The following is a 19,659-nucleotide window of genomic DNA, read 5'->3' on the forward strand; positions in this document are numbered from 1 at the left end:
AGAAAGTGAGGTTTTTTGTGTACAAATACATAAAAAGGTTTTATAGTATTTTTTTAAGAAATAAAAAGTGGGTAGGGGTTGTAAAATGATTCAAGCATTGCTTCAACGATATGAGAAAAAAATTGAACGTCGTAAATTGGAAAAACGAACAGCATTCGGTGCTTTTGCCGGGCGGATTGGGCTTGTTTCTAATTTATTTTTATTCGTTAGTAAATTTATGATTGGCTTGCTTTCAGGTAGTGTTTCAATCATGGCAGATGCCATTAATAGCTTGTCCGATACTATTTCTTCAGTTTTAACATTAGTCGGTTTTTATATTGCTGGTAAGCCAGCGGATAAAGAACATCCCTATGGCCATGAACGTTTTGAATATATTAGTGGAATGCTTGTATCATTAGTGATTACGTTTATTGGGTTTGAGTTTCTAACGACCTCCGTTGATCGTATCCTGCATCCAGAATCAATCAGGGTGACACCCATTTTATTTGCTGTTTTAGCTTTGTCAATTGGGATTAAAATTTGGCAAGGGCTGTTTTACAAAAAAGTATCAGCAAAAATTGATTCTCAAGCATTAGTTGCTTCTGCTAAGGATAGCTTCAATGATGTTTATACTACATTAGCTGTTTTGATTTCTGCATTTATTGAAGGCGTCACTGGTTTGCGAATTGATGGATATATTGGTTTTTTAATTGCTGCATATATTATTTATAGTGGGCTGCAGTTAATTCGCGAATTTATTAATGAGTTGATGGGCATGCGTCCGAGCCAAACAGAAATTGATGAAATGAAGAATGTCTTATCAAAAATAGAAACAATTGTAGGATATCACGATTTACTGATTCATAATTATGGTCCCAGCCAAACGTTTGCGTCTGTTCACATTGAAATTGATGATCGCTGGGATTTAAATAAAGCCCATCAGACAATCGATGCGATTGAAGCGAAGTTTAAAGAAGAATTAGATGTTAACCTTGTTTGTCATATTGATCCAGTGAATTTGTATGACCCAACACAACAATTTGTTCATCAAACAATCAAAAAGATTATTCGTTCTTTTGATGCGTCTTTAAAAGTCCATGATATCCGCTTAGTTACCCATGGCGAAGAGCCGAAGATTTTGTTCGACTTGGTTTTGCCTACAGAATCAAAATTATCTGAATTTGAACTGGGTGTGGAAATTCAGCGGCAAGTTTATGAAAAAATTGGTCGTTATAAAGTGGAAATTACCTTCGATCATACGTACTTGTTACAATAAAAGGGAATAATTAACTAAGTTTTTAAGCGTGAGCCAAAAGGTCAAATAGACTTTTAGCTCTCGCTTTTTTGTTTAGAGAATGCAAATCCTTTTGTTATCTGGATTCTCTTGATAAGATAAAGGAAGCGGGGGACTTTAAATGAGTGTCTGATTAAAAAAAGATGGTGATTTTTTTATCTTTTTCAGTAACAAAAATCAATTGACTTTTCATTGTGAGAAGCGTAGCATATGGATTTGTTTGATAAAAAATAATGAAAAAAGTGAGCGGGTCACTCTAGAGAAAAGGAGTAGAAAAAAATGGCGGATTTAAAACGACTGTTCATTGGGAAACCATTGAAATCAGCCGAAAATGATGAACATAAATTAAGCAGATTTGCAGCGCTTGCGTTGTTATCTTCTGATGCACTTTCATCCATTGCGTATGGTACAGAACAAATAGTGGTGGTTCTGGTTACTTTGTCGGCGGCTGCGATTTGGTATTCATTACCAATTGCTGCATTTGTTATTATTTTACTTATTTCTTTAACATTGTCGTACCGACAAATTATTCATGCTTATCCGCATGGCGGCGGCGCATACGTTGTTAGTAGTGAAAACCTTGGCAGAAATGCCGGTTTATTGGCTGGTGGGTCGTTGTTAGTCGATTATATGCTAACAGTAGCCGTTTCAGTTTCAGCGGGTGCAGAGGCGATTATATCGGCGATTCCAGCGTTATATGGTCATCAAGTAGCAATTTCTATTGGGATTGTGATATTGATTACCTTAATGAACTTGAGGGGCCTGAGAGAATCAGCTTCGTTCTTAATGTTGCCAGTGTATAGTTTTATCGCAATTATTACCTTACTGATTGTTGTTGGGCTATTTAAAATTGTGACTGGCGCACAGCCATTGAATGCGACAGCTTTACCAGGAGCCGTGGTTCCAGGAATTTCTATTGCCTTAGTTTTACGGGCTTTTTCATCTGGTTCTTCTTCCTTAACAGGGGTCGAAGCAATCAGTAATGCAGTGCCATTCTTTAAGAAACCACGAGCAAAAAATGCTGCTGGGACGTTAGCGTTAATGGCAACGATTTTAGGGTTCTTCTTCGTGGGGATTACGTTTATTAACTATTGGTATGGGATTGTGCCCAAAGAAGAAGTGACAGTTCTTTCACAAATTGGGAAAGCGGTCTTTGGTCAAAATATTTTATATTATTTATTACAGTTTGCGACAGCCTTAATTTTAGCGGTTGCCGCTAACACAGGATTCTCAGCCTTTCCAGTTTTGGCTTATAACTTAGCCAAAGATAAGTTTATGCCGCATATGTATATGGATCGTGGCGACCGTTTAGGCTATTCAAATGGTATTTTAACTTTAGCTGCTGGTTCCATTGTTTTATTATTGATTTTCCAAGGTTCCACAGAACGTTTAATCCCATTGTATTCAATTGGTGTGTTTATTCCGTTTGCTTTGTCTCAATCGGGGATGGTTGTAAAATGGCGAAAAGAAACTAAAAATTGGTTGCCAAAATCAATTGCTAACATTGTCGGCGCCTTTATCTCTTTCGCGATTATCGCCATTTTGTTTATTTATCGATTAGGGGACATCTGGCCGTTCTTTATTATTATGCCAGTGTTGATTTATGCATTTTATCGGGTCAACACTCACTATAAAAATGTGGCGGAACAGCTACGTTTAGAAGACGGGGCACAGTTGCATGAGTTTGATGGGAATACAGTTATTGTTCTAGTAGGGAACGTAACCAAGGCAAATGTCGGCGCCTTGAATTATGCGCGTTCCATTGGCGATTATGTTGTTGCCATGCATGTCTCAATGGATGAAAATGTTGAGAAGGAAAAAGAAATTCAGGAAGAGTTTAAAAAACACTTCCCGGACGTTCGTCTATCAATTGTCCATTCTTCGTATCGTTCACTGCAAAATCCTATCTTACGTTATGTTGATTTGGTTAGTAAAAATGCCACGAAGCATAACTACAGTACAACAGTTTTAGTACCACAATTTGTACCAAATAAACGTTGGCAAAATATTTTGCATAACCAAACAAGTTTACGCTTGCGGATTCGTTTAGCGTGGCGGGAAAATATTATTGTGGCTACCTATAGTTATCACTTGAAAAAATAAATAAAAGTCTGCCATCTTTTGATGGCAGATTTTTTTATTGACGTAATTGTTTTTGATAAATTCTAGCGCAAGACTGCTCTTCGGTGGTTACCATGGTCAAAAATTCCCAGTCATATCTTTCATAAAAAGTAGTATGGTCTGTGAGCAAATAAAGCTTTTTAAATCCAGAATTAGCTAGAAAATCACCAACTGTTGTTAAAAGAATTCCTGCTAAGCCTTGGTGACGAAATGTTGGTTCGACATACAATGCACAAAGGTTTGGTGTAAGGTCTGCACGATTGTGGAAGTCATTATCAATTACGCCCACGCCTGCAACGATGTCCTGCTGTTTATTCAAGCAGACCCACCAATGTGGTACGTGGTTTTCGCTAGTTAGCATTTCCTGCATACTTGCTTGATACGCTTCAGCGGGGTTTTGCCACTTTTGGCTAAACCATTGAGCAGCTGACGGAATTAAGTGTGGTTGTTGGTTTAAATCGATAATAGTATAGTTAGACATTATTAATCTCCTAGATAAAAGAACAGATCCCATTGAAAAGAAACAATGTTGGATCTGCTCTGTATTTTTTATTAATTGGAATGTTTGCTAGCTGGGTCTAAACGACGTTCAATAATCCCTAGAACCCAATCTGTGATAATCGCCATAAAGGCTGTTGGTAAGGCACCGACTAAAATGATAGAAGCACCATCTGTGGCATTGGTTCCACGAATAATAATATCCCCTAAACCACCAGCACCAACGAAAGCACCAATCGCAGTAATCCCGATTGCGACGACTAACGCATTTCGAATACCTGCCATGATTACTGAAACAGATAAAGGTAACTCGACCATATAAAGAAGTTGTACTTTTGTCATACCCATTCCTTTACCAACATCTAAAATATTGCGATCCACTTGAATCATGCCAGTGTACGTATTCTTGATAATTGGCAGGAGAGAATAAAGGAAGACCGTTACAACCACCGTGTTGACACCTAAGCCCATCCCCAACATTAAAATCGAAAGCATTGCCAAAGCTGGTACTGTTTGGATAATGTTCGCTAAACGGATAATCCAGTTGGCTAAGCTACGTTTACGTGAAATCATAATCCCAATAGGAATCCCGACAATTGCAGCAAAGATTACGCCATAAATCGAAATTAAAAAGTGACGTAAAAATTGTTGAAAGACGTAGCCGCCATTTTGTTGGAAATAGTAGATAAATTGTTGGAATAAATTCATATTATTCATCTGTTACTCCCCCTCAAAATAGTTATTTTCTTTTAAGAAACGTTCGGCTACGACAGCAGGTTCAATTAAATCATTATCTGCTTGATAGTTCAATTCTTGCATTTTTTTGGTAGAAATTTTACCATCTAAGCGATTTAAGACATCTTTAATTTCCGGCGTTTCTTTTAATAATTTGTCACTAACCACAGGAGCGGCATCATAAGGCGGGAAGAAGCGCTTGTCATCTTTTAACATGACTAAATCGTAACTACCAATCCGGCCATCTGTTGAGTAACCTAAGATAACGTCCATTTTTCCAGCGTTGACTGCATCGTACACCAAGCCAATTTGCATTGGTAAAATAGATTTAAATTGGAAGTTGTATTCCTTTTTAAAGCCTTCATAACCGTCGCCTTCACGTGTGATCCACGCAGTATCGACACCAGCAACTAATTTGTCTGCGACTTTCCCTAAATCACTGACTGTTTTTAAATTGTATTTCTCAGCCGTTTCTTTTGTAACTAAGAATACATAAGTATTTTCAAACCCATATGAAGGGAACCAAGTTTGTTGATAACGTTTTTCGAATTCTGATTGAACTAGATTGAACGCTTTTTTAGGGTCTTTTTCCGCTGGTAAGCCCAGCGTAGTAGTCACGTCAGTACCAGTATAACGAGCTGCAGAAATTGAGGCATCTCCGTTTAACATTGCTTGGTGATTGATGGTAGTAGTGGCTAAGTTGTTAATCACATTTGTTTTTTTATCTGTGTAATGCTCAACCATATCCGCTACAATGCTCCCTAAAATCTGCGCTTCTGAAGTAATCCCACCTGTAATGGCGACAGTGTTATCATCAGAAGTTGAAGCGAGACCAGGTAAAGAACAACCTGCCAATAAAAGTAAACTGCTTAAGAAGAGTAAGCTTAACTTGAGTTTCTTTTTCATCATTATTCGCCCTCCCTTAAAGCTTTTGGCGTTAAACGATTTTCTAATAATCCAAGAAGAACATCTGCTAAAAGCGCTAAAATAGTTACCGGAATAGTCCCGCCAAAGATTAATTCTGGCTGATAGTTATTTAATCCACTGAAAATCATATCACCAAGACCGCCTGCACCAATATAAGAAGCCAGTGTAGCCCAAGCTATGACATAGACAGCAGCTAAACGAATGCCGGCCATAATTGTTGGCATGGCAATGGGTAATTCAACACTAAAAATAGACTGTAAATTGGTCATGCCCATGCCTTTAGCAACATCTCGGTAATTTTCATCGACATTTTTCATTCCGATATACGTGTTTCTTAAAATAGGTAGAAGGGAATAGATGAATAGCGCGATAATAGCGGGTGTTTTGCCGACACCAAAAATTGGAATCATCAAAGCTAATAAAGCCAACGAAGGAACCGTTTGTAAGGCACTTGTTAAACCAATGACAATATTGGCTACTTTGGGCAAACGTGTTAACCAAACGCCAACGGGCACAGCGATAGCGACCCCTAATAAAAGTGCAAAGAATGAAATATAAATATGTTCAATACTTTTTGAAATCATTTCTGATCCATATTCTTGAAAGAAGCTACTCATTGCTTACGCCTCCTCTTTATCAGTTTCGGACTCGCTTTGTTTTGCTTCTACAGCTTCACTAATCGTTGTTTCATCGCCCCAGATAACATCATAAACAATGTCAACAAGGGAAGCACGTGTTAAGATGCCCACCACTCGTTTTTGTTCATCAACGACTGGCACATATTTTAAGCCACGTTTTAAGATTCTTTGTAAAGCATCACGTAAAAGAGCGGTTTTTTGAACAAAGAAGACATCTTTATTCAAGATATCACCGACACTAGAAGCTTTGCCACGTTGCTGATCTAATGTTTCAACATCGATAAAGCCTTTAAGCACATGGGAATTATCAACAACTAATAAGGTATCAACCCGTTTTTCACGCATCAATTTAATCGCTTCTTGTAAAGATTTTTCCGGCGTGATAGTAATAGCTGAATTTAACATGACTTCATCAACAGTGGTGAAATCAGGTTTGGCTTGTAATAGGCGATCTTCTCCGATGAGTTCTTCTACAAATTCATTGGCTGGATGACGTAAAATATTATCTGGTGTGTCAAATTGAATTACTTTGCCTTCGCTCATAATGGCAATTTTATTTGCTAATTTCAACGCTTCATCCATATCATGAGTAACAAAGACGATCGTTTTTCCTAAACGTTCTTGTAAATCTTTCACTAAATCTTGTAATGAATCACGGGTGATAGGATCTAAAGCACCAAAAGGTTCATCCATTAGAATAATATCTTGATTGGCAGCTAAAGCCCGCACAACGCCGATTCTTTGTTGTTGTCCCCCAGAAAGTTCATTGGGATAGCGGTCTAACATTTCTCGTGGTAACTCAACCAAATCAATCATTTTTTCGGCTATCTTATTGCGTTCTTCCACAGGTACTTTTAATAATTTAGGCACTAAAACGATATTTTCACGAATGGTCATGTGAGGCATCAAGCCGATATTTTGAATGACATAGCCAATTTGGCGACGTAGCTCTACAGGATTGATTTTTTGAATATCTTGGCCATCAATTAAAATTTTTCCTTTTGAAGGGTCAGTCATGCGGTTAAGCATCCGCATTGATGTCGTTTTTCCACTACCACTTGTTCCGATGAAGCAGATAAATTCACCTTTATCGAAAGACAAATTAATGTCATCAACGGCGACTTTTCCGCCTTTATAAAATTTTGATACATGCTGAAATTCTATCAACTTACTCACCTCAACTAAATATTTTGAAAATGTATCTTATTACTAGTATGCTATAAAAATGCGATTTCGACAAATGTAATCTATTTTTAATGGGAAAAAGAAGGCGGTAAAAATTTTTTAATTCGTTCTAAAAAAAAGAAAAGACAACTATTGTTTAGTAAAAGTTGTCTGAACGAAACAAGATGTTAAAAAGAGTGTTCTGAGAAGGGGAAAAAGCCGCTATAACAAAGAAAAGTATCCTTTGTAGCAAGTTGACGGGAGCTGAGTTTTTCATTAGAATGGAAAGAGAACAAGGGAATAAAATAAAAAAAGGCGCTTCATGATTTAGCGGCAACTAAATCACGAAGCCTTGAATAGTCACCTGTGCAAGTGGACCATCAAGTTGCCCGTTCAATCAATGGAAACCATTGATCACTTTTATTTTACTGAATTTTTGAAAAAATTACCAGTTTTTTTTAGAAGTAAGAAGTGGAAGAACGAAGGATGCTTTTTATGGAATGTGCAATGACGTTCAGAAAAATCTGAAGGTCATTTTTTATTCTCTTGTTCAAACATTCAAACATAGGGGAAGAGAGACGGACGTAACTTTGTCACCGATTATTACGTCCGTCTTCCGTTGTTTTCTAAAGCGTTGGTTACATGTCTTTGTAGAGGTTGGCTTCAATTGCAGTCCGTTTTGGTTCTAAAAAAGGCGGTAAAGCCAATGTTTCCCCTAAATGTTCCAGAGGCTCATCCAATGTAAAACCAGGAGTCAAAGTAGCAAATTCAACCCGATTCCCGCCTGGTTCACGAATGTATAAACTTTTAAAATATCCACGACTTACATACATTTCAATTTCCCAGCCTTGTGCTAAAGCGCGCGTGTGTAGTTCTTGTAATGCTTCATCATCAGCCACAGAAAAAGCAATATGATCCATACTGCCACGCCCCATTCGGCTTGTTTTATCCGACGTTGTTTGATGAACAGAAAAGCTTTCCGTCTCACTTAAAATAATCGTATTGCCAACTGCTTGCCAACCAAGAAATGTTTCAAAAAAGGCCAAGGTTTTTTCAGAATCTGGCACATGAAATTCCGTAGAGGTCAAACCGATAATTTGAACCGCTGCTGGAATGTCGTTAGAAACAACGAGTGTTTCTTTTAATGGATTTTCAGGAACTTCTGTCAGGATAATATGCGTATCATCTGGATCACTGAAATGGAGGCTCTTTTCTTTTTTGTTAAATGGAATTTTGTTTTCTGTTAAACGTTGTTCCCAAAAGGAAAGGCTGTTTTGGGGAATTTTTAAGCCAATCGTGGCTAAATAATTTTTTTCTTCATAGCGGTTGCCTAATAAGGGTACGATAAAAAAAGTTACTAAGCTTCCCGGTGTGCCTTGATAATCGCCATAAAAATAATGAGGCATGCGATTGTTGTCTTGATTGACGGTATTTTTGACAAAGCGTAAGCCTAACAATTTTGTATAGAATGATTGGTTTTCTTGACCATGACGCGCTAATAGTGAAACATGATGAAATTGAGCATGCATTTTGAGTTCCTCCTCTAAATAACTATGTATACTTACTTAAAGTAAGTATAGTGCTTCTGACATTTTTTGACAACTATTTAGTTTGATTCAGAAGGCTGACATAGCCAGAAACAAGAAAAAGTGTTAGAATAACCAAGATAAAAACTAGTAGAAAGAGTGACGGAAATGCTAAGTACAGAAGATTTTGATTTTGATTTACCAGAAGAATTAATTGCTCAAACCCCACTAAAAGATCGCGCTAGTTCACGATTATTAGTTGTAAATAAAGAAACAGGGGCCATGGAGGATAAACATTTCCATGATATTCTTGATGAATTACAGCCTGGGGATGCATTAGTCATGAATAATACACGGGTACTGCCGGCCCGTTTATATGGAGAAAAACCTGAAACAGGCGGTCATTTGGAAGTTTTACTTTTAACAAATACAGAAGGCGATACATGGGAAACCTTGATTAAACCCGCGAAACGTGCAAAAGTCGGCACGGAAATTCAATTTGGCGATGGTCGCCTAAAAGCGGTGGTTAAAGAAGAGTTGGAACATGGTGGTCGAATCATTGAATTTAAATATGATGGTATTTTCTTAGAAATTTTAGAATCGTTAGGAGAAATGCCATTGCCGCCATATATCAAAGAACGTCTAGATGACCCAGATCGTTATCAAACGGTTTATGCTGAAGAAAATGGTTCAGCTGCAGCACCAACAGCGGGTTTGCATTTTACAAAAGAACTATTAGAAGAGATCAAAGCAAAAGGTGTTCATCTCGTTTATTTAACTTTACATGTCGGTTTAGGAACATTCCGTCCCGTGAGCGTTGATAATATAGAAGAACATCATATGCATAGCGAATTCTATCGTTTAACTGAAGAAGCGGCTAAGCAATTAAATGAAGTGCGCCAAGCAGGCGGTCGGATTGTTGCCGTTGGAACAACTTCTATTCGTACGTTGGAAACAATTGGCACAAAATTTAATGGTGAAATCCAGGCTGACAGTGGCTGGACCGATATTTTTATCACACCAGGGTATCAATTTAAAGTCGTAGAGGCTTTTTCAACGAACTTTCATTTACCAAAATCTACGTTAGTGATGCTTGTGAGTGCCTTTGCAGGAAAAGACTTAACATTGGCTGCTTACCAACATGCTATTGAGGAAAAATATCGTTTCTTTAGTTTTGGCGATGCAATGTTTATTAAATAAGCGACACTTTGTGAGCAGAATACTTGGGATTGAAACAAAAATATATTATGATAAACACGTGATTTTTGGAATCACAGTAAAGGTGTGCTTTATTTTTTCTTCCCCTGTAAATAATAAAGTTAGAAACCAAAACGCTACTAGAGCAAAAATGCTTAGTAGACAATCTTAGAATAAAAAGAACGACGCAACCACGGTTGCGCCGTTCTTTTTTTATGTAAGAAAAGATTAATTATTGAAACAACAATACGAAGAAATGCTTTCTTCGTATTGCCGGTACTAAGTTGTACCTCGGCAACTCCAAGTACAATCAGAAAAATTGTCTTGTTAAGTACAGCTTATACTGTTTAGGCTTCTTGTTCTACATCGTCATTCAGTGTTTCTTTGAAGGTGAACACATCATCAATGGTTACGCCAAAGACGTTCGCGATGTCATGCGCAAGAAGTAATGAAGGATTGTACTTGTTTCGTTCCAGTTGAATAATTGTTTGTCGAGAGACACCGACTCGATTAGCCAAATCTTGCTGGGTCATACGAGCCATAGCACGATAAACATGAATTGAACTTTCAAACGAAGATTTTTTCTTTTTTCGCATAGCATTCCCTCCTTTAAAAGAAGATAAAATAGAATGTGCACCTTGAATATAACACATATGATTATTTGATACAAATATATTTTATTGCCTAAAAGAAAAAACCGAGCTTAAATTTAAGCTCGGCCTTGTTAACGGGAAGACATCAATTGGTTGAATAAGTGTTTACATTTCGCGATACATGTAAAGCAAAAGGTGAACGTGATGTGGTGAAACTAAAACCTTGTTTTCATACAGTTTCGACGCTTGGATGGTGGATAACTTGCGTTAGGTGATAACAGATAGGGTAAATGCTTTATAGAAACTCCATCCTTCTATAACCTTTCCCTATTTTCCGATACGAGTTATCACTAACAATTACTCTACACGTATTGTTTACAGGTGAATCTTGCAATTCTAACAACTTTGAGTTTACCGATTTTTATCTACTGAGAAAATCTTCAACCAATTGATTAGCATGTCCTCCTTACACTTAAAGGATAGCACTTTTTGAAAGCGTTTGCAAGTTATAACACTTATTAATAAGATTAAATATAATATTTTTCTGGTTATTTTATAACATGTAAAATAAATAATCGTGTGAACCAAATAACATTGTATTTTTTGTTGTTTTTGTGTTGAATATATAGAAATAAACTATTTTTTTATCAGACAAAATGAAAAAAATGTCCATTGCTTTTTGGCTGAATTCGTTTCCTTTTTCATAAAATTCCCATAATCAAATAGAAACATTGCTGTAGCAACAACGAAAATACCAGTTTTTTCTGGACATATGAGAGAACGCTAAGCCAAAGATGAAAAAAGTTGCGTGTTCAAAAAAAATCATGTTATATTTAATAGAGACACTATTATATAGGAAGAAAAAATTAGAGGGGGAATAGGATGGAAGCTTACAAGCAAACTGTCGATACTGTCACAAAAGAAGTTTCAGTCAATACTGAAACTGGGTTAACACAACAAGAGGCCCAACAACGGCTGAAAGAAAATGGCCGCAATCAATTTGAAGAGGCTAAGAAGGATTCTGTGTTAAAGAAATTTATTCACAGTTTATCTGATTTTACAACGATTATTTTATTAGTTGCTGCGGCAATTTCGTTTTATACAGCAATCGTAACAGAACATGGCGAATATTTTGAAGGAATCTTAATTATTGCAATTGTGATTATCAATGCTGTTTTAGCCATTGTTCAAGAAGGAAATGCTGAAAAATCTCTGGCGGCTTTACAAGACATGAACAAGCAAAGTAGTGCAGTCTTACGAGATGGCAAGGTAATCGAAGTCGATGCTGAAGAACTAGTAGTAGGAGATGTTCTAGTTCTTGAAGCTGGTTCTATGATTACAGCCGATGCACGACTTATTCAAGCTTCTCAAATGCGCGTAGAAGAGTCAGCACTAACAGGAGAAAGTGAACCTGTTGAAAAAGATCCTACATACGTGGGGCATGACGATGATGGCTTAGGAGATCAAATAAATATGATTTTCAAAGGCTGTACCGTCGTGAATGGCCGCGGACGAGCAGTAGTAACTGCAACAGGAATGAATACGGAAATGGGTAAAATTGCTGGGTTACTGAATAACAGCGATCAGCAAAAAACACCATTACAAAAACGCTTGAATCAATTAGGCAAACGTATTAGTTTGTTAGCCTTAGGGGCTGCGGCAATTGTTTTCATTATTGGTGAACTGCAAGGAGAACCGCTTCTTGAAATGTTTATGACAGCCGTTTCCTTAGCGGTGGCAGCTGTACCAGAAACACTAACCGTGATTGTAACGTTAACCTTAGCATATGGTGTTCAAAAAATGGCTAAAAAACATGCGATTATTCGCCGATTGCCAGCAGTAGAAACGCTAGGAACTGCGAATGTTATCTGTTCTGATAAGACAGGAACGCTGACACAAAATAAAATGCGTGTCCGCCGAGTATGGCATCGTGGTGATGAAGTAACGGATACGGAAGATGCCATGACCGATGAAGCCATGGAAGTACTGAAAATGGCTGCTTTATGTACAGATGTCATTGTGGAAAAAGAAGGCGATGAACTAACTGTTACAGGGAATCCGACAGAAGCGGCAATTGTTCGTGCTGTCGAAGAGAATTATCATACGAAAGAAGAACTTGAAGAAAAATATCCTCGTATTGGTGAAATTCCCTTTGATTCAGAACGTAAAATGATGACTACGGTCCATCAATGGGGGAAAAAGTACATCTCAATTACTAAAGGAGCCTTTGATGTGTTACTACCTCGTTTTGGTTTCGGAGATGTCGATCAAGCGGCTATTGTTAATGATCGTTTCGGAAAACGAGCGTTACGAGTTATTGCTGTCGGTTATGCCGTATATGATGAACCACCCAAGGAAATTACATCGGAGGCTTTAGAAAAAAATCTTCGCTTGTTAGGCTTAATTGGCATGATTGATCCACCACGTCCAGAAAGTAAGGGCGCCATTGCTCGTGCGAAAAAAGCTGGAATTAAAACAGTCATGATTACTGGTGATCACGTGGTAACAGCCAGTGCAATTGCTAAAGAATTAGGAATTTTAAAAGATAAAAGTGAAGCCTTATCTGGTTCAGAACTGAAAAAAATGAGTGATGAAGAATTAGATAAACGGGTTAAAGATTTATCCGTTTATGCACGTGTAACCCCTGAAGATAAAATTCGAATTGTTCAATCATGGCAACGTTCTGGCGCTGTTGTAGCAATGACCGGAGATGGCGTGAATGATGCGCCAGCCTTGAAAGCTAGTGATGTCGGTTGCGCAATGGGGATTACTGGAACAGATGTGGCCCAAGGCGCTTCAGATATGATTTTGACGGACGATAACTTTGCAACTATTGTTGATGCGGTTGCGCAAGGACGTGCCGTGTACCGAAATATTCGTAAAGCCATTAACTTCTTGTTAAGCTGTAATATTTCTGAGATTTTTATTGTTTTAATTGCCATGTTACTTGGTTGGGGTGCGCCATTTACTGCAGTTCAACTGTTGTTTGTTAACGTGGTCGCAGATGGGTTACCTGGTTTTGCATTAGGAAAAGAACCAGCAGAAAAAGGAATTATGGATGAGGCACCAATCCCTAAAAATGAAGGGATTTTTGCACGAGGCTTGTGGCAAAAGATTGGGATTAATGCAGCAGTGTTCACAGTCATTACTTTGTTTGGTTTTTACCTAGGTGCTTTTGTACCAGGTGTTTCAGCCTATGTTTCAAACAGCTATGAAGTTGGACAAACAGTGGCATTTTTAATCTTAGCTTATTCCTCTATCTTACATGTCTTTAATGTTCGTAGTGCGAACTCTGTTTTCCGTGTAAAATTATCAAGCAACAAGTCCCTCTTTGAAATGGTCGTTTTAGCATTACTAATTACTACAACCATTGCTTTATTACCATTCACACAAGAACTATTTGGATTAGTGCATATTAGTTTAAATCATTGGATGTTAGCAATTTTCCTATCCTTTGTGCCAATTTTCGTCAATGAAATGATTAAGTTCCATTTCTCTGAAGTCGAAGAGGAAGAAGAAGTGATTTAAATTTAACAGGAATAAAAGGAGCTACCTTTGTTCAGAAAATTATCTTAATAGTTAGCAAGTGGGGCAGCAGTCGTTTCGACTGCTGCCCCACTTATTTTTGATTTTCCTTTTTTCAAAATAGGTGGGTTTCTTATCTAAGATGAACATTCTCTAATAAAAAGACTTGCTAAACGATTTAAAACGTATTATAGTGAGTAGCATCGTTAGTCAAAAAGCGCTTTTTGACTAATGAAAAAGATATATAAAACGTTATATAATAAAGAGTTTTAAAAGTTTTTATGGAGCTGTTGGTTAAACTAAACGAAGTCATTTCTTTTGTAGGAGGAAAGTATTGTGTTACACAAAGCAGAGGGGTTTGATCGTCGGAAATTTACGATGGCAGGGATCTTAGTTGCCATGGGCGTTGTCTATGGAGATATTGGAACGAGCCCTTTATATGTAATGAAAGCCATTGTAGGAGATAATGGTGGCTTGGCACGGGTTTCTGAATCGTTTATTTTAGGTTCGGTCTCATTAATTTTTTGGACATTGACTATCTTAACCACGATTAAATATGTTGTTATTGCTTTAAATGCTGATAACCATGGAGAAGGTGGGATTTTCTCTCTTTATACATTGGTTCGTAAAAAAAGTAAGTATTTGATTATTCCCGCAATGATTGGCGGCGCCGCTTTACTGGCTGATGGCGTTTTGACCCCAGCTGTGACAGTGACGACAGCGATTGAAGGCTTACGGGGGATTCCGGCATTTTTTGAACGTTTTGGCAATGACCAAACGATTATAGTGGTTATTACGTTGACGATTATTTTAATTCTTTTTTCTGTTCAACGATTTGGAACAGAATTGGTCGGGAAAGCTTTTGGGCCGATTATGTTCTTGTGGTTTACTTTTTTAGGCATCATTGGTTTAATGAATTTTAGCCAAGATTGGACGGTTATTCGTGCATTAAATCCATATTATGCTTTGCAATTACTAGTCAGTCCAGAAAATAAATTAGGTCTATTTATTTTAGGGAATATTTTCTTGGCTACAACTGGTGCTGAAGCTTTATATTCTGATTTAGGGCATGTAGGAAAAATGAATATCCGCATTAGCTGGCCGTATATTAAGATTTGTTTGATTCTTAATTATTTAGGGCAAGCTGCGTGGTTATTAACGGTCAAAGAAAACCCTGAAATGCAGGCATTAGCTGAAATTAACCCATTTTTCCAAATGATTCCACGAGGTATTCTCGTATTTGGCGTTGTTTTTGCAACAATCGCCGCAGTGATTGCTTCGCAAGCGTTAATATCAGGTTCGTATACTTTAGTTTCTGAAGCGATTAAATTGAAGTTATTACCAAGACTTAAAATTATTTATCCTGGGAGCAATATCGGTCAAATGTATATTCCAGCGGTAAATTTAATTTTGTGGTTAGCTTGTTCAGCAATCGTGCTGGCTTTTAGAACATCGACACACATGGAAGCTGCGTATGGTCTATCGATTACGATTACGATGTTGATGACAACCATTTTATTGTTGTTTTATCTTTTGGATAAAATTCCAGCTTGGTCTGCGTATCTAATTTCCTTGTTCTTTGCTGCCATTGAAGTTGTCTTTTTCTTTTCAAGTGCTGCGAAGTTTTTCCATGGTGGATATGTTGCTGTGGGAATGGCAGTCTTCTTGTTATGCATCATGATTATTTGGGAACGCGGCAACGAGATTAAGGAAGCGACGGCGGAACAAGTGTCGTTGGAAAAATATGTACCACAACTTAAAGCTTTGAAAGAAGATACATCTGTACCTATGTATCAAACCAACGTGGTCTTTTTAACCTCCGATCGAGTGGACGGCGAAATTAATCGTAATATTATTTATTCGATTTTGGACAAACAACCAAAACGAGCGAATGTTTATTGGTTTGTTAATGTTCAGGTAACAGATGAACCCTTTACTCAAGAGTATTCTGTTGATATGTTAGGAACTGATTTTATTGTGCAAGTTCAGCTATATTTAGGTTTCCATATTTCTCAAGAAGTGAATGTATATTTAAGACAAATTGTTCATGACTTGATGAAAACAGGCCGCTTGCCAAAACAGCCACAACGTTATTCATTAACGCCAGGGAGAGAAGTTGGCGATTTCCAATTTGTATTAATTCAAGAAGAATTATCTAACGTTTCTGAACTGAAAAAATGGGATCGACAAATTATGCAGGCAAAATTAGCTATCAAAAACTTAACTACCTCTCCTGAAAGTTGGTTTGGCTTGGAATACAGTGAAGTCAAATATGAATCCGTTCCTTTAATCATTGGCCCACAACGGAAAACGCACTTAGTCGAACGAAAGAATCGTTCATAAATAGAAGAAATTTAACTAAAAGATTGAGCCTAAGTCCTTGAGATACATGGCTCAATCTTTTTTGTAGAATCAGAGTAAATACTGTAATTCCACAAAGAATTCATTTAAAAGTGTTTGGTCTTTAAAGGAATTCATTCGCTTAAAGATGGCCAGTAAGACTTCTTTTTGTGGTTCAGTTAATTGATCTACTTTTAACAAAGGAAGAAAAGCGATAATCAGAGAATAATCCAATTCTGGATTTTGAGAATGTGTAAATAATTCATGGAGTTCTGACAAAATAAACGGATGATAATAAGATTGGTCAGACTGTTCTTCTGCAGTTGTTGGTTCATAAATAGAAATACTCTCTCGGGAATGAGAGGGGGCTTCTACTGTTAAAGGAAAAGCATAAAAGGACTGCTGTAACTTTTGCGCTTGAATCATAATTTTTAAGGAATCGTGATAGGATAGCTGTTCTTCAGATAAACGTACCATCAACTGAGTAAAAAAAGGTGGTTTTAGCAGTTGTTTATTTTGAAAATTTTCTTTTAATAGCTGGCGCACAAATCGATCGAAATCACCATAAAGTAGCCAATCTCCTGTTGTGTCACAGGCTTTAGCGATTTTTTTTAAGTATCGTTTATTGGGTAAATTCAAACCTAATTCCCAGTTACTAATTGTACTTCCACTAGATAAACCAATTTTATTGGCTAAATAACGTAAAGTGTACTTCTTCTTTTTTCGAGCTTCACGCATGCGCGCCCCGACTTGCTTTGTAGTAATTTTCATTGAAACACTCCTTTTGTAATAAATATGAGGATAAGGTGTTCTTAAAATATACATACGCAAAATTCGGCTCTTTTTTTTTCTAAACTAAAAAAAGTAATTATTTCTAACAATTTTCATCTTGTGCTATGCTTAAGATGAAAATACTTAAGAAGAGAAGGGATCATATGTCAGCAAAACATAATCATGAACAACCTCAGGAAAAACAGCCAACAATGTCCCACGATAAAATGAATCACATGAATCATGATATGGCGCATGAACAAATGGCTATGTCACACCAACATGAAGGAATGAAGGGAATGGACCATTCAATGCATATGGGGAATTTTAAACAAAAATTCTGGCTGTCATTGATTTTAGCTATTCCGATTATTGTTCTTTCACCAATGATGGGTTTTCAATTACCTTTTCAATTTACTTTTCCAGGTTCTGATTGGTTGGTCTTAATTTTAGCAACAGTGCTATTTTTTTATGGTGGACAACCATTTTTAAGTGGCGCTAAAATGGAATTACAGCAAAAGAGTCCAGCAATGATGACGTTAATTGCGATGGGGATTTCGGTATCATATTTTTACAGCCTATATGCGTTTTACATGAATCATTTTACGAATCAGGCCCACGTGATGGACTTTTTCTGGGAATTAGCCACTCTGATTGTTATTATGCTTTTAGGCCATTGGATTGAAATGAATGCTATTTCTAATGCTGGTGATGCCTTGAAAAAAATGGCTGAACTGTTACCTGACACAGTCAAGCGAATGACTGAACATGGGGAAGAAGAAATTCCTTTGCAAGATGTTCAAGAAGGCGATCGCTTGATTGTTCGTTCGGGAGATAAAATTCCGACAGATGGTAAAATTTTGAAAGGAAGCACAACAGTCGACGAATCGATGGTTACAGGGGAATCAAAAACAGTAGAAAAAAACATTGGTGACTCCGTGATTGGTGGAGCAGTCAATGGCAACGGAATGATTGAAATTTCAGTAACTGGCACGGGTGAAAATAGTTACCTGTCAAAAGTTATGGAGATGGTTAAACAAGCGCAGTCGGAAAAATCAAAACTAGAATCCATTTCAGACCGTGTAGCCAAGTGGTTATTCTATATTGCCTTATTCGTAGGTGTGTTAGCATTTATCGGTTGGTTACTCGTAACGAAAGATTTGTCTCTAGCATTTGAACGAATGGTTACAGTTTTTATTATTGCCTGTCCCCATGCGTTAGGCTTAGCAATTCCTTTAGTGATTGCTAGAAGTACCTCCATTGCTGCTAAAAATGGCTTACTTTTAAAAAATCGGAATGCATTAGAACAAGCCAATAAGGTTGAATATGTGTTGCTGGATAAAACTGGTACTTTAACAGAAGGACAATTTACAGTTACTGGCTTAGAATTAATGAGTAAGCAGTTTACTAGAGAAGAAGCACTTAAATATATTGGGGCATTGGAAAAAAATGCAAATCATCCGTTGGCAATTGGGATCATGAACTATTTAAATAAACAAGCCGTTCAACCTTATGAAGCCCATAATCTGCAAGCTTTATCAGGCGTAGGACTGGTTGCTACTGTTCAAAACCAAGAAGTCAAAATAGTCAATGAAAAAGAAGTTGCACGGTTACAGTTAACCTTCGATGAAACAATTAAAACAAACTATCAAGAGCAAGGAAATACCTTGAGTTATTTAATCATCGCTGGTCAATTAGTCGCACTGCTTGCTTTAGGAGATAAAGTCAAACCAGAAGCTAAAACATTTATTGCAGAGTTACAAGCGCAAGGAATTACGCCAGTCATGTTAACAGGGGATAATCAAACAGCCGCCAGTGCAGTTGCTAATTATTTAGGAATGAAGGAATACTACGCAGAGCTCTTACCAGAAGATAAAGAAAAAATTGTGCAACAATATCTTACTGAGGGACATCAGGTCATGATGGTAGGAGACGGTATTAATGATGCACCAAGTTTAGCCCGTGCTTCAATCGGCATTGCGATAGGCGCTGGTACCGATGTAGCAATTGATTCGGCAGATGTTGTACTGACGGATAGTGATCCTAAAGATATTTTAAGGTTCTTAGATTTAGCCAAACAAACACGACGTAAAATGATCCAAAATCTTTGGTGGGGAGCTGGGTACAATATTGTCGCTATTCCTTTAGCGGCTGGGGTTCTTGCACCAATTGGGATTGTTTTAAATCCAGCTGTAGGTGCTGTCTTGATGTCATTAAGTACAATTATTGTAGCAGCAAATGCTATGACACTGCATATTTCAGAATAATAATTCGATATAATTGTAGAGAGCGGAAAGTAATCAATACTTTTTGTTCTCTATTTTTTTCTTCTTAAAAAAATTTTTGCCTTA

Annotated in this window: 14 protein-coding genes; 6 read left to right on the forward strand and 8 right to left on the reverse strand. The window is 37.3% G+C overall.

Annotated elements, in window-relative coordinates:
* Positions 1-85 precede the first annotated feature (85 nt).
* Both IGJ90_RS03105 and IGJ90_RS03110 read left to right on the forward strand, forming a co-directional pair.
* Positions 86-1,255 carry a cation diffusion facilitator family transporter gene (locus tag IGJ90_RS03105; RefSeq protein WP_438767562.1) on the forward strand — a complete coding sequence of 390 codons (1,170 nt, stop codon included), beginning with the start codon at positions 86-88 and terminating at the stop codon, positions 1,253-1,255.
* 297 nt (positions 1,256-1,552) lie between these two features.
* Positions 1,553-3,376, forward strand: a complete 1,824-nt coding sequence (locus IGJ90_RS03110) for an APC family permease (protein WP_002379167.1) — start codon at positions 1,553-1,555, stop codon at positions 3,374-3,376.
* A 34-nt stretch (positions 3,377-3,410) separates the two neighbouring features.
* Here the strand turns inward: IGJ90_RS03110 and IGJ90_RS03115 are convergent, their stop codons facing one another.
* The 6 genes from IGJ90_RS03115 to IGJ90_RS03140 all read right to left on the reverse strand — a co-directional run bounded on the left by IGJ90_RS03115 (position 3,411) and on the right by IGJ90_RS03140 (position 8,885).
* Positions 3,411-3,875 (reverse strand): GNAT family N-acetyltransferase, encoded by a 465-nt coding sequence (locus IGJ90_RS03115; RefSeq protein WP_174092577.1) that lies wholly within the window; start codon positions 3,873-3,875, stop codon positions 3,411-3,413.
* Positions 3,876-3,946: 71 nt separating this feature from the next.
* A complete protein-coding gene (locus IGJ90_RS03120; protein WP_002363261.1) occupies positions 3,947-4,609 on the reverse strand; it encodes an ABC transporter permease in 663 nt (220 codons plus the stop codon).
* Between the two features lie 3 nt (positions 4,610-4,612).
* Positions 4,613-5,533 carry an osmoprotectant ABC transporter substrate-binding protein gene (locus IGJ90_RS03125; RefSeq protein WP_002355743.1) on the reverse strand — a complete coding sequence of 307 codons (921 nt, stop codon included), beginning with the start codon at positions 5,531-5,533 and terminating at the stop codon, positions 4,613-4,615.
* Positions 5,534-5,535: 2 nt separating this feature from the next.
* Positions 5,536-6,171 (reverse strand): ABC transporter permease, encoded by a 636-nt coding sequence (locus IGJ90_RS03130; RefSeq protein ID WP_002355744.1) that lies wholly within the window; start codon positions 6,169-6,171, stop codon positions 5,536-5,538.
* Positions 6,172-6,174: 3 nt separating this feature from the next.
* Entirely contained in the window at positions 6,175-7,368 is a 1,194-nt protein-coding gene (locus IGJ90_RS03135; RefSeq protein WP_002355745.1) for a betaine/proline/choline family ABC transporter ATP-binding protein, read from the reverse strand.
* Between the two features lie 626 nt (positions 7,369-7,994).
* Positions 7,995-8,885: a ring-cleaving dioxygenase gene (locus tag IGJ90_RS03140; RefSeq protein WP_002366267.1), complete on the reverse strand. Its 891-nt coding sequence runs from the start codon at positions 8,883-8,885 to the stop codon at positions 7,995-7,997.
* A gap of 165 nt (positions 8,886-9,050) precedes the next feature.
* Between IGJ90_RS03140 and queA the strand changes: the two genes are divergently transcribed.
* Entirely contained in the window at positions 9,051-10,082 is a 1,032-nt protein-coding gene (gene queA / locus IGJ90_RS03145; protein WP_002366269.1) for a tRNA preQ1(34) S-adenosylmethionine ribosyltransferase-isomerase QueA, read from the forward strand.
* A gap of 344 nt (positions 10,083-10,426) precedes the next feature.
* Here the strand turns inward: queA and IGJ90_RS03150 are convergent, their stop codons facing one another.
* Positions 10,427-10,732 carry a helix-turn-helix transcriptional regulator gene (locus IGJ90_RS03150; protein WP_002355748.1) on the reverse strand — a complete coding sequence of 102 codons (306 nt, stop codon included), beginning with the start codon at positions 10,730-10,732 and terminating at the stop codon, positions 10,427-10,429.
* A gap of 822 nt (positions 10,733-11,554) precedes the next feature.
* Here IGJ90_RS03150 and IGJ90_RS03155 point away from each other — a divergent pair.
* Both IGJ90_RS03155 and IGJ90_RS03160 read left to right on the forward strand, forming a co-directional pair.
* The gene (locus tag IGJ90_RS03155) at positions 11,555-14,200 is read left to right on the forward strand and encodes a calcium-translocating P-type ATPase, PMCA-type (protein WP_002358801.1); all 2,646 of its coding nucleotides are present in this window, start codon (positions 11,555-11,557) and stop codon (positions 14,198-14,200) included.
* Positions 14,201-14,533: 333 nt separating this feature from the next.
* Entirely contained in the window at positions 14,534-16,540 is a 2,007-nt protein-coding gene (locus IGJ90_RS03160; RefSeq protein WP_002381294.1) for a KUP/HAK/KT family potassium transporter, read from the forward strand.
* A gap of 69 nt (positions 16,541-16,609) precedes the next feature.
* Here the strand turns inward: IGJ90_RS03160 and IGJ90_RS03165 are convergent, their stop codons facing one another.
* A complete protein-coding gene (locus tag IGJ90_RS03165; protein WP_025186560.1) occupies positions 16,610-17,308 on the reverse strand; it encodes a helix-turn-helix domain-containing protein in 699 nt (232 codons plus the stop codon).
* Between the two features lie 125 nt (positions 17,309-17,433).
* On the opposite strand from IGJ90_RS03165, the gene IGJ90_RS03170 reads away from it, so the two are divergent.
* Positions 17,434-19,575 carry a heavy metal translocating P-type ATPase gene (locus IGJ90_RS03170; protein ID WP_002366271.1) on the forward strand — a complete coding sequence of 714 codons (2,142 nt, stop codon included), beginning with the start codon at positions 17,434-17,436 and terminating at the stop codon, positions 19,573-19,575.
* The last annotated feature ends 84 nt before the right edge of the window (positions 19,576-19,659 follow it).

This window comes from Enterococcus sp. AZ129 (genome assembly GCF_051714505.1).
GTDB lineage: Bacteria > Bacillota > Bacilli > Lactobacillales > Enterococcaceae > Enterococcus > Enterococcus faecalis.

Excerpts from the sequence above, each read along its gene's own strand:
- IGJ90_RS03105 (WP_438767562.1), top strand. The coding sequence starts at position 86 with ATGATTCAAGCATTGCTTCAACGATATGAGAAAAAAATTGAACGTCGT.
- IGJ90_RS03110 (WP_002379167.1), top strand. The coding sequence starts at position 1,553 with ATGGCGGATTTAAAACGACTGTTCATTGGGAAACCATTGAAATCAGCC.
- IGJ90_RS03115 (WP_174092577.1), bottom strand. The coding sequence starts at position 3,875 with ATGTCTAACTATACTATTATCGATTTAAACCAACAACCACACTTAATT.
- IGJ90_RS03120 (WP_002363261.1), bottom strand. The coding sequence starts at position 4,609 with ATGAATAATATGAATTTATTCCAACAATTTATCTACTATTTCCAACAA.
- IGJ90_RS03125 (WP_002355743.1), bottom strand. The coding sequence starts at position 5,533 with ATGAAAAAGAAACTCAAGTTAAGCTTACTCTTCTTAAGCAGTTTACTT.
- IGJ90_RS03130 (WP_002355744.1), bottom strand. The coding sequence starts at position 6,171 with ATGAGTAGCTTCTTTCAAGAATATGGATCAGAAATGATTTCAAAAAGT.
- IGJ90_RS03140 (WP_002366267.1), bottom strand. The coding sequence starts at position 8,885 with ATGCATGCTCAATTTCATCATGTTTCACTATTAGCGCGTCATGGTCAA.
- queA (WP_002366269.1), top strand. The coding sequence starts at position 9,051 with ATGCTAAGTACAGAAGATTTTGATTTTGATTTACCAGAAGAATTAATT.
- IGJ90_RS03150 (WP_002355748.1), bottom strand. The coding sequence starts at position 10,732 with ATGTGTTATATTCAAGGTGCACATTCTATTTTATCTTCTTTTAAAGGA.
- IGJ90_RS03155 (WP_002358801.1), top strand. The coding sequence starts at position 11,555 with ATGGAAGCTTACAAGCAAACTGTCGATACTGTCACAAAAGAAGTTTCA.
- IGJ90_RS03165 (WP_025186560.1), bottom strand. The coding sequence starts at position 17,308 with ATGAAAATTACTACAAAGCAAGTCGGGGCGCGCATGCGTGAAGCTCGA.
- IGJ90_RS03170 (WP_002366271.1), top strand. The coding sequence starts at position 17,434 with ATGCTTAAGATGAAAATACTTAAGAAGAGAAGGGATCATATGTCAGCA.